Source organism: Paenibacillus sp. FSL A5-0031 (assembly GCF_001956295.1).
Lineage (GTDB): Bacteria > Bacillota > Bacilli > Paenibacillales > Paenibacillaceae > Pristimantibacillus.
Window position 1 is genome coordinate 17,004 of sequence record NZ_MRTD01000019.1, and the last position, 13,801, is coordinate 30,804.

Annotated in this window: 14 protein-coding genes; 4 read left to right on the forward strand and 10 right to left on the reverse strand. The window is 44.4% G+C overall.

Annotated features, from left to right (window positions below; translation table 11 throughout):
- Positions 1–45: 45 nt before the first annotated feature.
- From BK120_RS26675 to BK120_RS26685, 3 genes are all read right to left on the reverse strand, one after another.
- Positions 46–1,770, reverse strand: a complete 1,725-nt coding sequence (locus BK120_RS26675) for an extracellular solute-binding protein (RefSeq protein ID WP_076270556.1) — start codon at positions 1,768–1,770, stop codon at positions 46–48.
- 146 nt (positions 1,771–1,916) lie between these two features.
- Positions 1,917–3,533, reverse strand: coding sequence for a response regulator (locus tag BK120_RS26680; RefSeq protein WP_076270557.1), 1,617 nt, complete (start codon positions 3,531–3,533; stop codon positions 1,917–1,919).
- The gene (locus BK120_RS26685; protein ID WP_076270558.1) at positions 3,526–5,322 is read right to left on the reverse strand and encodes a sensor histidine kinase; all 1,797 of its coding nucleotides are present in this window, start codon (positions 5,320–5,322) and stop codon (positions 3,526–3,528) included. The genes BK120_RS26680 and BK120_RS26685 overlap by 8 nt, the downstream gene beginning before the upstream one ends.
- A gap of 272 nt (positions 5,323–5,594) precedes the next feature.
- On the opposite strand from BK120_RS26685, the gene BK120_RS26690 reads away from it, so the two are divergent.
- The gene (locus BK120_RS26690) at positions 5,595–6,173 is read left to right on the forward strand and encodes an SGNH/GDSL hydrolase family protein (RefSeq protein ID WP_076270559.1); all 579 of its coding nucleotides are present in this window, start codon (positions 5,595–5,597) and stop codon (positions 6,171–6,173) included.
- Between the two features lie 99 nt (positions 6,174–6,272).
- Here the strand turns inward: BK120_RS26690 and BK120_RS35550 are convergent, their stop codons facing one another.
- Positions 6,273–6,425, reverse strand: a complete 153-nt coding sequence (locus BK120_RS35550) for a hypothetical protein (protein WP_179089903.1) — start codon at positions 6,423–6,425, stop codon at positions 6,273–6,275.
- Positions 6,426–6,603: 178 nt separating this feature from the next.
- Here BK120_RS35550 and BK120_RS26695 point away from each other — a divergent pair, with 178 nt between their 5' ends.
- Positions 6,604–7,083: a GAF domain-containing protein gene (locus tag BK120_RS26695; RefSeq protein ID WP_076270560.1), complete on the forward strand. Its 480-nt coding sequence runs from the start codon at positions 6,604–6,606 to the stop codon at positions 7,081–7,083.
- 127 nt (positions 7,084–7,210) lie between these two features.
- Here BK120_RS26695 and def read toward each other — a convergent pair whose 3' ends face one another.
- The 6 genes from def to BK120_RS26725 form a co-directional block, all read right to left on the reverse strand.
- A complete protein-coding gene (gene def, locus BK120_RS26700; protein WP_076270561.1) occupies positions 7,211–7,729 on the reverse strand; it encodes a peptide deformylase in 519 nt (172 codons plus the stop codon).
- 3 nt (positions 7,730–7,732) lie between these two features.
- A complete protein-coding gene (locus BK120_RS26705; RefSeq protein ID WP_076270562.1) occupies positions 7,733–7,975 on the reverse strand; it encodes a helix-turn-helix domain-containing protein in 243 nt (80 codons plus the stop codon).
- 226 nt (positions 7,976–8,201) lie between these two features.
- Positions 8,202–8,858, reverse strand: coding sequence for a GNAT family N-acetyltransferase (locus tag BK120_RS26710; RefSeq protein ID WP_076270563.1), 657 nt, complete (start codon positions 8,856–8,858; stop codon positions 8,202–8,204).
- A gap of 172 nt (positions 8,859–9,030) precedes the next feature.
- Positions 9,031–9,516, reverse strand: coding sequence for a nitroreductase family protein (locus BK120_RS26715; RefSeq protein WP_076270564.1), 486 nt, complete (start codon positions 9,514–9,516; stop codon positions 9,031–9,033).
- The gene (locus BK120_RS26720; RefSeq protein WP_083682507.1) at positions 9,503–9,865 is read right to left on the reverse strand and encodes a hypothetical protein; all 363 of its coding nucleotides are present in this window, start codon (positions 9,863–9,865) and stop codon (positions 9,503–9,505) included. Before BK120_RS26720 ends, BK120_RS26715 begins: the two co-directional genes overlap by 14 nt.
- Positions 9,866–9,992: 127 nt before the next feature.
- A complete protein-coding gene (locus BK120_RS26725) occupies positions 9,993–10,577 on the reverse strand; it encodes a GNAT family N-acetyltransferase (protein WP_076270565.1) in 585 nt (194 codons plus the stop codon).
- Between the two features lie 176 nt (positions 10,578–10,753).
- Here BK120_RS26725 and pdxR point away from each other — a divergent pair, with 176 nt between their 5' ends.
- Together pdxR and BK120_RS26735 are read left to right on the forward strand one after the other, a co-directional pair.
- Entirely contained in the window at positions 10,754–12,259 is a 1,506-nt protein-coding gene (pdxR, locus tag BK120_RS35555; RefSeq protein WP_076270566.1) for a MocR-like pyridoxine biosynthesis transcription factor PdxR, read from the forward strand.
- A 193-nt stretch (positions 12,260–12,452) separates the two neighbouring features.
- On the forward strand, positions 12,453–13,799 hold the full coding sequence (locus tag BK120_RS26735) for a VWA domain-containing protein (protein WP_076270567.1): 1,347 nt from the start codon (positions 12,453–12,455) through the stop codon (positions 13,797–13,799).
- The last annotated feature ends 2 nt before the right edge of the window (positions 13,800–13,801 follow it).

Genomic DNA, 13,801 nt, shown 5'->3' on the forward strand with positions numbered 1-13,801 from the left:
AGAAAGGAAGCAAGCCATTCGAGCTGCTTCCTCTCCCTTCTCAGGTTATTGTTTAGCTTTATACCATTCGTTTACTTCAGCCGTAATTGCATCTCCGCCAAATTTCTTCCAATCCGCTACAAACTTATCGAACTCGCTTACATCCGATTGCCCCATAATAATTTTCGTGAACACTTCCAGCTTCATTTTATCCAACGTGCTTTTCTTGGCTGTCATCGTCGGCGTGCTCGGTCCCGAATATTCATCGACCAGGTACTTGTTTTCCTTCACATAGTCGCTGACTACATTCATACCGCCACCAGGTCCAGCCCATTTGTAGGATGACCATGCTTGCCCTTCCTCGTTGCTGTCTTTAAATTTGCCCGACAACCACAGCTTGTAGAGGTCATAATGATGTTTTACATCCGCAATCGGATTATCTACATACTTCCCTGCATCCTCCGATGCCTGAACACCTCGGTGAATATTAATGAGCTCCAATGGATCACTAATAATGACTGCTGCAAATGCTGATACATTAATTTCCTTGTTTTCTCCGCCGTACCAATAGGCATCTAGACGACCTTCTGGTCCATACTGCTTCTCTACCGCAAAATTAAGCAGCTTCACGAGCGCTTCCGGATGCTTGAAGCCTTTGCGTACGACATAATAGTTCCCAACCGGAATGCCGCCCGAGGTGCTGGCTGGCTGTTCGTCAAAGGATATAAGCGGATACGGCTTCCAATCCGATTTTTCCTTCTTATAGTGATCCGTAAGCGGCCACCACACGGCGCCTTCGCCTGCATAGAACATGCCCGTTTTGTTGGCGGCAATCAGCTCGTATGCTTTAGCCTGATCTTTGACCGCAAACTCTGGATCGATCAGACCTGCTTTGAACAGATCCTGCAGCTTCTGCAGCGCTGGCTTGAGGCCAGGTTGAATGTCACCGTAGATTAGCTGTCCAGAATCATCTTTGACCCACCGTCCCGGATAAGCATGAAAGCTTTCGAAGAAACCCATTAAGGAGTTCAGATCCTTATGGATTCCGCCCAGCCCTATCGTGTCCTTCTGGTTGTTGCCATCAGGATCTTGATTTGCAAACGCCTCGGCAATGCGATATACGTCTTCCATCGATTTAGGCTCTGGCAAATTAAGCTTCTTCAGCCAATCCTGCCTAATCCATAACATCTGAGCCCCGGTTCCTGTGAAGGTAACACCAGGCAGGGCAAGCAATTTGCCTTCGAAAGTAGAGGCCTTCATTCCGTTGCCTCCATCATTACTAATAACTTGCTTCGTTTTCTCCGAAGCGTATTTCTCAAATACTTCCGTCATGTCCTCGACCATATCGGCATCGACAAGGCGCTTCAGCTCATTAGCTGACACCGTCAAAATATCAGGAATATCGCCAGATGCGATAGTCACATTCATTTTTTGCTGCCACTGTGTCTGTGGAACGCTCCACTTATTGATCAGCTTAATACCCAGCTCATCTTCATAAGAGCGATACCAAATATTGTTGTCTATGCTGTCACCCTTCTCAAACTTGATAGAAGGCGGCAGCCACCTCACCGTTGTTACTTCAATCGCAGGCTCATATTTGCCAACCGGATCAGCGTGAACTGGTTTATTATCCGTATTCCCTGTTCCTTTGCTCTCACCTGTATTTGCACTGTTTTCTTGCTTGCCCTTGTTTCCACTCGCACCGTTATTCGTTGTGCTGCATGCTGATGTTAAGAGAAGCATGACTGCTGTAGCGAGAATTAAATATCGCTTCAAGCTTTTGTGTTGCATGTTCAATCCCCCTTTTGTTGTAAACGCTATCACTTGCATGAATAAAGTATAAGCCCGCTACATCGACTTACGTAACAGGCCATTTCTTTACTTCTGCTTATCTATTTTTTACCTTTGTGCAAAAATTTGCCGAGCAAGCCCATCCATCATCGTTCTTCCAGCGATCGGTAATCCTGTGGGGTATAACCGCTTGCTTTCTTGAAGAATCGTGTAAAATGGGGCGGTGAAATAAAGCCAAGCGCGGCACTTATTTCATGAATTTTCAGATCTGGTTGAAGCAGCATCCGCATCGCTTCTTTCAGCTTAGCCTCATGGATATAAGTGAGCACGTTTGTACCTGTCACCTTTTTGAATGCTCTGGATAAATAAGACGGATTCCATTGTACAATCTCGGATAAACGCACCAAAGATAGATCCTCTCCTAGGTGATTGTGAATATAGCCCTTCACAAGATCAATGGTTCGGTCGCGGCGTTCAGCCTGGTCCTGCTGCTGCATCTCAAAAATCGTCATGGCAAGCCGATAATAATAATCCATATATGATGCCAGATTCACTTGATCAGCTGCCGGCTGCATTAAAACCGACAAATCAATGCGTACCGATAGGCGCTCCTGCAAATTAAATCGATGAATATGGCGCAGGAAAACAAGCGATAGCGCAGAGTAAACCGATTCCATTCGCATGGGCTCAGCTTTGAAGCGATCCCAGGCCGAATCGAATGCTTCGGCTTGGCCGTTTGCTAAATATTCGCCAAACAAATCCGTTTTGCGCAGCATCTTCGTAAGGTAAAGCTCGGTCTCGTCAAATTCAACTTGAACAACACCGTTTCGATCACCGGATTGACGATGATACTCATGCTCCAGCATCGCCCATCGGTCCGCAATGTCATCCCATTCGCAAGGAGACCTGTCCAGCAGAAAAAATAGTGAAATATGGAAAGAGAGCTGAAAGGCAGCCTCTGCATTCTCCGCATATTCCCGAACCGCTAGTCGAGTGTCGCTCCACAAAGCAGAATGTTCAATCGGTTCGTTTAGATGACTGGCTGACGGTTGTATGAACCAGACCATTGTTTCCTTGTCCACAAATATATACTTCATATGCAGGTGGGAATAACCATACTGCTCCTCAATTACCTTCATCCCTGCATGCAGCTGCGCCTTTCCAGCCTGCCGCGATCCAGAATCCAATCCGATCATTTTAGCCATCATGAGGAGGACTGGACGCTTCGGATCGAGCAGAATACCCAGCTCCTCGAATTGATTGAACTTGCTGTGCCTATCAAAGGATTCATCATAGAGCAGTTCGCTTAACAGCTCGTTTTGAAGCAGCGGCAGCGTTTGCTCCATCTGCTGCATCGCTTTGCCCATAAGACCTTCAATCTGCTGTTCTCCGGCGATATCCTCTGCCAGCTTGCCAATCGTATCCAAAATTTTCTCATGGCCCTCCGTCTTAAGAAGATAGCTGGTATTGTCATAATGAATAGCCTCGTATACATAATCGAATTCGCTATGCCCGGTCAAAAAAACAACTTTGCATCTAGGCCATAACCTGCGAATATGCTTGTGAAGCTCCAGACCGCTTAGAACAGGCATTCGAATATCGGTCATTACGATGTCAAATTTGCCCCTCCTTAACCATTCGAGTGCGCTCTTTCCAGAATAAGCCTTATATAATTCGAATTCGATCGGAAAACGTTCCTGCAGAAGCGTATAGAGACCGTCCGCAATATCGGGCTCGTCATCAACAATTAACAATCTAAGCATACTCCTGGTCCTCCTTCCATATGGTCAAACGAACTTCCAATCCTCCAAGGCGGCTGCGCCCCACAACGATTCCGCCTCGCTCCCCGTATTTCATCCGCAACCTTCGGTGTATGTTTAGAAGGCCGGTCGTTTCAATCGTACTTTCATCCGTTCTCAGCAGCTTCTCTAGCGTCTCCAGCCGTTCCTGATCCAATAATAGGCCATTGTCTTCCACACGAATCAACAAACAATCCTCTGCTTCTTCGAAAGTGATTGACAGAAGTCCGCCTTCCTCCACATGATCAAAAACATGCTCGAAAGCGTTTTCGATTAAGGGCTGAAGAATAAGGCGCGGTACCTTAACCTCACGATAAGCGGTTGGAACTTCGCCGCACTTGGCCTTCATCCGCAGACGAAAGCGCCTGCCCTGAATTTCAGCATAAATTGTGGCATGCTTGGCCTCCTCGAAAAGCGGTACTTCATCTGAGGAATTGCGGGTAATGTACTGCAAATAGCTGCCCATCTGGGAAGCGAACTGCTTGGCACTGTCATGATCTTCTACCGCAATCATGTTATACAGCGTGAAATAGCTGTTATATAGAAAATGCGGATTAATTTGTGATTGCAGATGCTTCAGCTCAGCTCGTTGAACTAATATTTTGTGCGTATATACTTGTTCAATCAAATCCCGCATATAACGGGACATTTTATTAAAGCCCTGGAGCAAATATCCGAACTCGCTTCGGCTGTTCTCGGTAATCGTTACGTCCAATTCGCCCTTCTCCATCTTCCTAAATGCGCGCAGAAGCGCAAGCAACGGCCGATGGATCATACGGTACAAGGAAAGACACAAAACAATAATAAAGAAGAGGAATACGGCAATTAACACCCAGAACAGCTGCTGGTAACGATGTAAATTATTGAACAAATGTTTCTCAGGCACAAAATGAATGAGCGAGAACCCGAGAAGCTCAGAGAACCGAGAGGATACGAGCACTCTATCATCTCCCTCGCCGACACTCCTAATATTCTCGTATTCATTCGGTGCACCCGATTTATATTGATCGATGTACTGATCCAAATAGGGATTCTCATAATGATGAGTGCGAATAATAAAATCGCCGTTCGGATCGCTTAAAACGGAGCCGCTATTCTCACTGCTCTCTAAAGAGGAAAGCGATTTGCTTAGCTCATTCGGTGAGAGCTCCACAATAATGGAATACATCGCATTTTCCGCTTCGTACAAACCACGCACCTCGTGAACAAGTACAATATACGGAATATGATTAAGGAAATAAATCGCTTTTCCCGGACTCTTTCTAGCCAGCTCACTAGTAGCATTAAATTGTTCATACATCATTTCGCCCGTTCCCTGCATAGCGGATATCGTACGGTTAAGGGAGGGAATATGTACGGACACATCCGATATATATACGCTGCTGTTTTTTAGTGCAAACAGCCTGTCCTGTACCATTAATATGGCTTGGCTTTTGTCATATTGATTCATGTAGTCTGGAATAACCGCCAACTTGTTCAGCGATTCGTCGTTAATTAATTCAAACTGCAGCAGTTGAATCCGTTCGACTTCCTTCTCCATCGCACGTATATTCGCATCAACCCTCGACTCCATCGAGTTGGATATTTCCCTTCGCAGCAGCTCCCTGCCTCCAGAATAAAAGTTGTTCCCGATCAAGACAATCGGGATCAGCAACAAAGCCAGCAATAAGGCGAAGCGAAGCAACAGTGAGCTTTTTATTCTGCTAAACCCTGTACGGATATGTACCGCCTCCATTTTTGCTAAGATTGCCATGAATCAGCAGCTTAGTCTTGTTTTTTGTTTCCACTTGCAAATGATGCGGCTTCACCGTATACACTTTTTCATTATTTAGAAGATTGTGCTCAAAAGCAATACAAACACTAGTTTAATGTTAAGCGATTTCATGTGCTTTCAACATTGACGTTTTTAACATTTGGACAGAAAAAAGACTAGATAAATCAATAGTTTGATTCATCTAGTCTTCGACTCCATTACATCGGTGTCTTATACTATAGGTATACATAAAATAGAAAGAGGTGCCCGATATGTGGAAACACTTTGTAGCCATAGGTGATAGCTTTACGGAAGGTATTGGTGATGAAGTAGAGGAGACCCCATTAAAGAGCTGGGTACATCACTTCGCCGAGCTGCATGAGCCCACATTAAAATACACCAATTTGGCTAAACGTGGATTGATAACCAAAGAAATTCGCTTAAAGCAGCTGGAAGAGGCTCTAGCACTAGAGCCCGACTTAGTCAGCCTAATCGCAGGCGCAAATGATATTTTAAAAGGACGCTGGAACTTCAATGAGTATAAATCGGAAATGGAGCTCATGATAGATGCGTTAAGCAAGTCAGGTGCTGCTGTTATAATCGGAAATCTTCCCGACTTTACAGCTAGATTGCCTTTGCCTGATGAAAAAAAACGAGTAATAAAAGAACAGCTGCTGCAAGCAAATGAAGTCGTTCGTTCACTTAGCAGCGAGTACAAATTAATGCCTATCGATTTCTGGAATCATCCAATAGCTGAAGACGACACCTTTTGGTCTAAGGATTTGATTCACCCCAACTCCATAGGATACAGAAAAATTGGTGAAATTATATTTAATCGTTGCTCAATTTGAATGATTTTTATGACCGATGACCATCGGTGTAAACAGCAAAAAAAGTCCCTAAAGATAGGGACTTTTTTTCTTCCTGATTTAAATATACGTGCTATTAAATCATTTTTCCGAAAGTTCAATCTCTTGCTTTGTTGCTTCGTCAGCTGGTTGGTCGTTTTTCACATATTCATCTTGGTCACTGCCCCAAACATAATCGTAATTCGTAATGTCTGGCTTGTAGTCTTTTTTCGAATTGTCTTTATTATTTTCCATAACCATCACTCCTTTTTTGTTAGTATGCGTTCTCCCATTGAAAATTAATCCATTTGATTTCCGCTGCTTCATATCCTGGTTATCTCGAAATGTTTAAATCTTATTAGGGAGTATGCTAAAATGTGATGTACAACAAAAAATAATAAACTAATCCCGTTTAAGATAAAGGAGTCGAACGATGTTTCATCCAGAACAATACGAAGGATCAAAGGAGCAAAAATACGATTTGGCCATCCGGCAGCTTCAAGCTTTGCTGGAGGGTGAATCTGATGTAATTGCCAATCTGTCCAATGTATCGGCCTTGCTTAATCAATTTTTAGATCGTATTAATTGGGTTGGATTTTACGTGTATCGGGGCGAAGAACTAGTCCTAGGACCTTTTCAAGGATTACCCGCTTGCGTCCGCATTCCTCTGCATCGAGGCGTTTGCGGGAAAGCTGCCAGCCAAAGAGTAACTGTCAGAGTTGGAAATGTGCATGAGTTCCCGGGACATATCGCATGTGATGCCGCATCCCAATCCGAAATTGTTATTCCAATCATTATAAACGACGAGTTGTTCGGCGTTCTCGACATAGATAGCCCTGAGCTTGATCGTTTTGACGAGGTTGACCAGCTTTACTTGGAAAAGCTCGTTAAGCAACTGATTCAGCACTTGTAATACCAAATAGCCTGTCTTAACGATAACTCGCAACTTGAAGGTCATATCCAAAAAAATAACGAGCCCTAGAATCGCTTCTAGTGGCTCGTTTTAGGTTAAGATAATATTGAATTTTAACAATCCTCTATTACAAATTTGTATAGGATAACTTGCATGCCTCGATAAGATCTGCCCGTTCATTCGTCCCCTCTACAAAAAAAGAATTCTCTTGGATAAGATCAATATAAAGCGTACCATTTAAGTGGTCTACCTCATGTTGTATGCATCTGGCCAGAAAACCCTCTGCTTCAATAACAAGCTCTTCACCTGATCTAGTTAACGTTTTCACTTTCACATGTTGTGACCTTTTAACTATGCCATAATATCCAGGAAGAGATAAACACCCTTCAGAGCCAACTTGTTCACCGCTTTGATATACGATCTCCGGGTTAATCAGTTCAATAAGCCCATCGCCACAATCCATGACAATCACTCTTCTTAGAATGCCTATTTGAGGAGCAGCTAGACCAGCACCATCATTCGAATTATAGAGTGTTTCAGCCAAATCATCCAAAAGCTTTATAATTTTCGGAGTAATGCTTTCAATTGGCTTAGCTTTCTTTCGAAGAACAGGATCACCAAAGGGCAGAATTGCTTTTATAGCCACAAACTAAGCCTCCTTTACTTGTAAAGTTGGGGTATGTACCCATAGATCATTAGGTTTACATTCTAATGCCGTACAAAGTGCATCTAACGTTTCAGCCTTCATTTGCTTCGGTTTACCTGATATTAGAGCACTGATTGAAGGAGCAGAAAGGTTATAGTTAGCCTTATCCTCCAGCAAGCGAGCCAGTGCTGCACCCGTCCATATTCCTCGATCAGCCATCATTTTTCTGAGCATCCATTCAAGCAAGTTAAACACCCCTCGACACCACATTAGGCAGTAACTAAAATAATTAGGTACTGCCTAAATTTAGAGTATCATTAAATGTAAATTTTCTCAACAAATGAACTCACTCTTTTTGTTCAACGCTCTTGACTACATAAAACACAAAAAACCTCTACACCGTGTATCTTCACGCTAGAGAGGTTATATTTTAAAAAATCACTTTTCAATTGAAGATCATTGGAAATGGCCCCTAACGATTTGTGCCTCTTTGAAGACGTTCTTGAAGATTGGCTCGCACCGCTGGCCATTCCTCGGCAAGTATCGAATAATAAGCTGTATCTCTAATACCCCCATCGCTTGCAGGAACATGTGCCCTTCGAATACCTTCAAAAGCAGCACCAAGCCGTAATATCGCTGAACGAGAACGTAAATTGCGAGCATCTGTTTTGAGCGAAACTCTAGTCGCCTTCCACGTTTCAAACGCATGGGTAAGCAGAAGAAGCTTAGACTCTGTATTAACTCCTGAACGAATAACTGAGGCTGCATACCAAGTGCTGCCGATTTCGGCCACGGTTGGCGGTTTCTCATCCGAAGGCGATGGTCCACTCGCAACCCCTGGAGGCCATGGAGGCGGCCATGAGAAAACCTCTAAATCCAGAAATCTTGTGGTTCCAACAATACGCCCTGTTTTAATATGACGGACCACAAATGGCACTGCACGGCCTTTCTCGTAGGACATTAATGCACCCTCTATGTATCGTTCGGTATCCACCCGCCCATTTGGCACATTCGTATACGTATAAAGTGACCGATCTTCCGAGGCGGCGGAGCAGAGAGCATCGACGTGGTCCATCGTCATTGGTTCGAGATGGACTAGATCCCCTCGAAGGGTGACTGGCGTTAGCATGGAATCACAACCTTTATATATTAATTATTTGTTGTTTGAGATTCAATTTGAGGAATTGCTATAAATATAACGTTACGAATTGGTTAGTCAAAGTGAATGATTCTTGCTTTAGATCATTCACTAATGACAAAAAAACTCCCCACAGCCAATCAATCTGTAGAGAGGTTCATTTTTAAGAGAGATACGTAATCTTGGAAGCAATTGATGTTCTTGGCTTAGCATTTGGAAGTTCTGCTGGATAACCAATTCCAAATACACCAATAACATCGTAATCTTCCGGCACATCCAGAATGGTGCGGTTATGAGCCAAAGCCCCCAGAGATGCCCAATACACACCAACACCTGCTTCATGAGCAGCTAATAAGAAGTTCTGTACAAAACATGAGACAGCCATAACATTCTCGTCGCGTTCAAATGAAGTCGAACCTGGTTTAGACAATACTCCAATAACGACAGGCGCTTTGCCAAAGTCCGTTTTATGACTTAATTTGATTCTTGTTTCTGGTCCAATAAACAGGAGCTCCCAAGGTTCATTAAAGCGATGGTTAGGCGCATAGCTGGCAGTCTCTAGCCAAGAAATCAAATCACTTTCGAAAATGGGCTGAGAACTGAATGATTTAATACTTCTACGGGTTCTTATTGCTTCAGTTACTGTCATTTTTCTCATCTTCTCCAATCCTGTTATTGTCGCTTTCAGGAGCTGCTTCGCGAAGCTCAAACGACTGGATAAACTCCTGAATAATCGCATCCGTTGCTTTTAATTCACCACTTATAACTAGTTTGATGGCGTCGTATTCTGGCTGATTGAGTTGATGCAGTAAAGTTGAGCGCTTCGTTTGAAGTCTCTCAAGGAACGCAATCGCTCTTCCTCGGCGAAAGGTTTGAGCGCTTGAAGAACGCTCATGTTTTCTACCGTCGTGTTCATGTCCCCGATCTCTGTGTCCTCTGTGCTCATGATGCCCTATGTGTCCGTGTTGCCCTATATGTCCGTGTCTTCCCTCGCGCATCGTTACTCCCCCTCAAGGTGTATACAATTGTATACAAGTGATTTATGTATACAAATGTATACCGACTCAAGGTGAGCTGTCAAGAAATTATTTGTTTATCTACGAATGAAAAGGTCTAACCCCATTCCTATTCAGAAAGATAAGACTCCAGCCTTGCCTTAACCGACGGCCATTCCTGATTCGTAATGCTGTACATTACTGTATCGCGAATATAGCCGTCACTTAACACACGATGGTTGCGCAGCACCCCTTCTCGAATACCGCCGATGCGCTCAATCGCTGCCTGTGACCTCGTATTACGAAGATCCGCTTTAAGCTGTACTCTGATCATGTTGTGATTCTCGAATGCTTCGCGCAGCAGCAAATATTTGCATTCGGTATTCACCCTTGTCCGCCAAACACTGGGGTTCATCCAGGTATAGCCGATTTCCAAACCGCGATGTTCTGCTGAAATATCGAAAAATCGGGTACTCCCAACGATTTTTTTCTGTACCTGATCCCATATAACAAAAGGAATGCAGGTTCCTGCCGCCTCTTCTTTTTTGGCTAGCCCAATATACTGCTCGACGTCAGCTAACGAAGAAATCCCTTTCAAAGTCACACCCCAAATCGGTGTGTCCTTTGCCGCTTCCAGCAGCATGCCAGCATGATGCTCCTCCAACAAGGTCAGCTTTGCGCGCGTTCCTTGCAATGTGTTTTTTTCTTTATTCATTACCCGTGACCTCCGATTTTATATAAGAATAGTATCTCTGCTATGGTATGGATTCCGTATTGCTTGTTTACTGGAAATGTGAGATTGTTGTCATTATATGATGCATATCGGATTAGTAATAGATCCATTTTCGATTAATTTCATTAGACCACTTTAGAAACGGCAGGTAAGCAAACATGACTATTTATTTAGCTTTAGAGCCGTATAAGGAACGTTACACCACCAAATATGAGATGTTGTACCATGCGCTGCGGGATGCTTTGATGGAAGGCAAGCTTGTCCATGGGGATAAGCTTCCTTCTAGCCGAGAACTAGCGAGGATGTATGGATTTTCACGCGGTACAGTTTCGAATGTACTTGAGGCACTCGCAGCTGAAGGGTATGTGGCTCCCTTGGCCGGCAGCGGAACATACGTTAGTTATCAGACAACGAACCTTTCGTTGCTCCCTTTTGCCAAGAGAGAAATACAATTGTCTGAATGGGGTGAGCGGATTGCAGGCATGGCAGTTCCTATCAGGGAAACAGATACCCACATTCATGGGGCGGATAGCCATCAGACATTAGTAAATGATGGTTCAGAGCATTCAAAATGTTCCGAGAAAATATCCTTTCAACTAGGAATAACCGACATGAGCTCGTTTTCGAAGGAAGACTGGAATCGGTGCCTGTATGATGAAACAAGGAAAATGACAGAAAAAGCTAATATCGATGCACACAAGCCGCTTGGTGTGGAAACTTTGCGCGAAGCCATCGCTAAGCATCTTCAGCGCTATCGGGGTATTGTTGCTGATTCGGCGCAAATTGCGATCGTAAACGGATCAATGCAGGCAATTGCCTTGCTGACACAGCTTTTAGCAGGCTCTGGGGATGCCGTTGTAGCCGAAAGCCCAGGTTATTACGGGATTCGGAAAGCTGTGCTTGCTTCAGAAGCAGTGTTAATTGAAGGTGAAGTTGACGATCAGGGACTAGTTCCGCAACCTTGGAATGCCCAGCTGCTTTTTGTTACACCGAATCGCCAATACCCAACGGGGGCTGTGTTGAACATGGAGCGAAGGCAGCAGCTACTCCAATGGGCCGCTGATCAAAATGCATTTATCGTTGAGGATGAATATGACAGTGAATTCCGCCACCGAGGCAAACCAATTGAGACGCTCAAAAGTTTGGATACTTCAGCTGATCTCGTCATATACACAGGTACATTTTCCAAAACGATGATGACGGATATAAGGCTTGGTTTTGTTGTCCTGCCGAGAGTTTTGGTCGTGCCCTTCGCTAGAGCAAAGGCTTTATATGAGCCGCATCCAAGCGCGATTCTTGAGCAGCGGGCGCTCGCCTCGTTCATGAACAGCGGGCTGTATGAACGGCATTTGAGACGAATGAAGCGAATATACAGCCACAAATTCACTCTTTTGCGCGACGCTTTGAAACGATTGACCATTCCAATTCGCTGGGTTGAGGGAGATGCAGGTTTGCATATTTTCGGTTGGTGGACAGGAGCGCAGGAGGATTATGATGCTTTTGAGAAGGCTTGCCGGGAAGCAGGCGTCGAGTGGGCGAAAGATCGAACGAACCTTAATCGGATTGGCATAAGCCTCGGCTTTTCGCATCTCACAGACGATGATTTGTCAGTCGGGATAGAAAGAATGAGCAAAGCTTGGAAGCTCGTAGAATCAACATCTTAAATTCCAACAGCCAATCCCATTCCACTGCTAAGCAGATTGATTCATAAGCATGGATAATCTATTAAATTACACCCATCTATTAAAATAGTTCTCTATTCAATCCTATGATATAATTCAACCATTACAGTGTAAGGTTTCCATAATATGCAGGTTATCCCTCACATTCTCAGTACGAGACAAGGAGAGTGAACGTATGAGTACTTCTACGATTAAATTAATAACAGGCGCCAATGCTCCACTTGGCGACGCGACCTCGGTGAAGGTTGCCATTTCCTGCAAGCATTCGCCAGCAGAGCTCGATGTCAGCTGCTTTATGGTAGGCTCTGACGGTAAAGTTTCATCCGATGATTATTTCGTATTTTATAACCAGCCTGCCGATCCCGGGCGCATCGTGCAATTCACTCCACAAGACAAATGGAATAGTGAATTTATCATTAATCTTACTGCCCTCCAATCATCGAAGGTTCAAAAATGCGTATTTGCGATCACCCTTGATGGACCGGGAACGTTCGCAGATGTAAAGGGATGCCAAATCACTACCGAAACCTCGTTGAATAAAATTGTATATGAAATAACAGAAGGAAATGCTGAAACCTCGCTAGTGCTCGCCGAGCTGTACCTGCATTCAAGCGGCTTTAAGCTTCGCGCGGTTGGCAAAGGTTTCCACGGTGGTTTGAAACCGCTCGCGGAAGCTCATGGCGTAAACGTTGCTGAGGAAGCAGATACAAGCAGTCCCCCATCCCCAGCAGCTCCGACGATTCAAGCCGATCAGGCACGCTCAAAAGCTGTATCCGAAATCAAAGCTGCACGCTCAGGCGCAGCGAGTTCCTCGGCAAGTACTGCGCCATCTAAAATTAATTTGAACAAAATTGATTTGTTGAAACAAAAAGTGGCCATATCGCTTCGCAAAAAAAATATCGATCAGCAAAAAGCGCGCGTAGCTGTTATATTCGACGCTTCCGGCTCCATGTATGCTCTCTACGAAAAAGGCGTCGTGCAGCGAGCATTTGAGCGGGTACTTGCAGTTGCCGCCAGTATGGATGACGATGGCATGATGGATGTCTGGTTCTTTGCCTCGAAAAGTCAACGAATGAAGAGCGTAAACGAAAATGAATACGAAAATTACGTTAAAAATACATATCCAGCCCCTCGCCTATTTGGTGGCCTCGGTGCTGGTAATAATGAACCTCTCGTTATGGCCGATATAATCAAGAAGTATACGCAAGAAGAGCCTTCAAAAATGCCAACCTATATAGTCTTCTTCAGTGATGGAGGCATCTATGAAACGAAGAAAATTTCGAAGCTGCTTATTGATAGCTCCGGTCAAAATATATTTTGGCAATTTGTCGGCCTCGGTAATGCCGACTTCGGCGTGCTGCGCAAGCTCGATGATTTGAGAGGGCGAGTACTCGATAACGCCGATTTTTTTGCGCTGGATGATTTGGATCAAGTAAGTGACGAAGATCTGTATGATCGACTATTCAATGAATACCCGCAGTGGCTGAAAGACGCACGGGCCAAAGGTATCATCAGCCCGTAGCA

Coding starts and splice junctions, on each gene's coding strand:
- BK120_RS26720 (WP_083682507.1), bottom strand. CDS start 9,865: ATGCGCGAGGGAAGACACGGACATATAGGGCAACACGGACACATAGGG.
- BK120_RS26690 (WP_076270559.1), top strand. CDS start 5,595: ATGTGGAAACACTTTGTAGCCATAGGTGATAGCTTTACGGAAGGTATT.
- BK120_RS26685 (WP_076270558.1), bottom strand. CDS start 5,322: ATGGCAATCTTAGCAAAAATGGAGGCGGTACATATCCGTACAGGGTTT.
- BK120_RS26725 (WP_076270565.1), bottom strand. CDS start 10,577: ATGAATAAAGAAAAAAACACATTGCAAGGAACGCGCGCAAAGCTGACC.
- BK120_RS26675 (WP_076270556.1), bottom strand. CDS start 1,770: ATGCAACACAAAAGCTTGAAGCGATATTTAATTCTCGCTACAGCAGTC.
- BK120_RS26715 (WP_076270564.1), bottom strand. CDS start 9,516: ATGACAGTAACTGAAGCAATAAGAACCCGTAGAAGTATTAAATCATTC.
- BK120_RS26680 (WP_076270557.1), bottom strand. CDS start 3,533: ATGCTTAGATTGTTAATTGTTGATGACGAGCCCGATATTGCGGACGGT.
- BK120_RS35550 (WP_179089903.1), bottom strand. CDS start 6,425: ATGGAAAATAATAAAGACAATTCGAAAAAAGACTACAAGCCAGACATT.
- BK120_RS26710 (WP_076270563.1), bottom strand. CDS start 8,858: ATGCTAACGCCAGTCACCCTTCGAGGGGATCTAGTCCATCTCGAACCA.
- BK120_RS26735 (WP_076270567.1), top strand. CDS start 12,453: ATGAGTACTTCTACGATTAAATTAATAACAGGCGCCAATGCTCCACTT.
- BK120_RS26695 (WP_076270560.1), top strand. CDS start 6,604: ATGTTTCATCCAGAACAATACGAAGGATCAAAGGAGCAAAAATACGAT.
- pdxR (WP_076270566.1), top strand. CDS start 10,754: ATGACTATTTATTTAGCTTTAGAGCCGTATAAGGAACGTTACACCACC.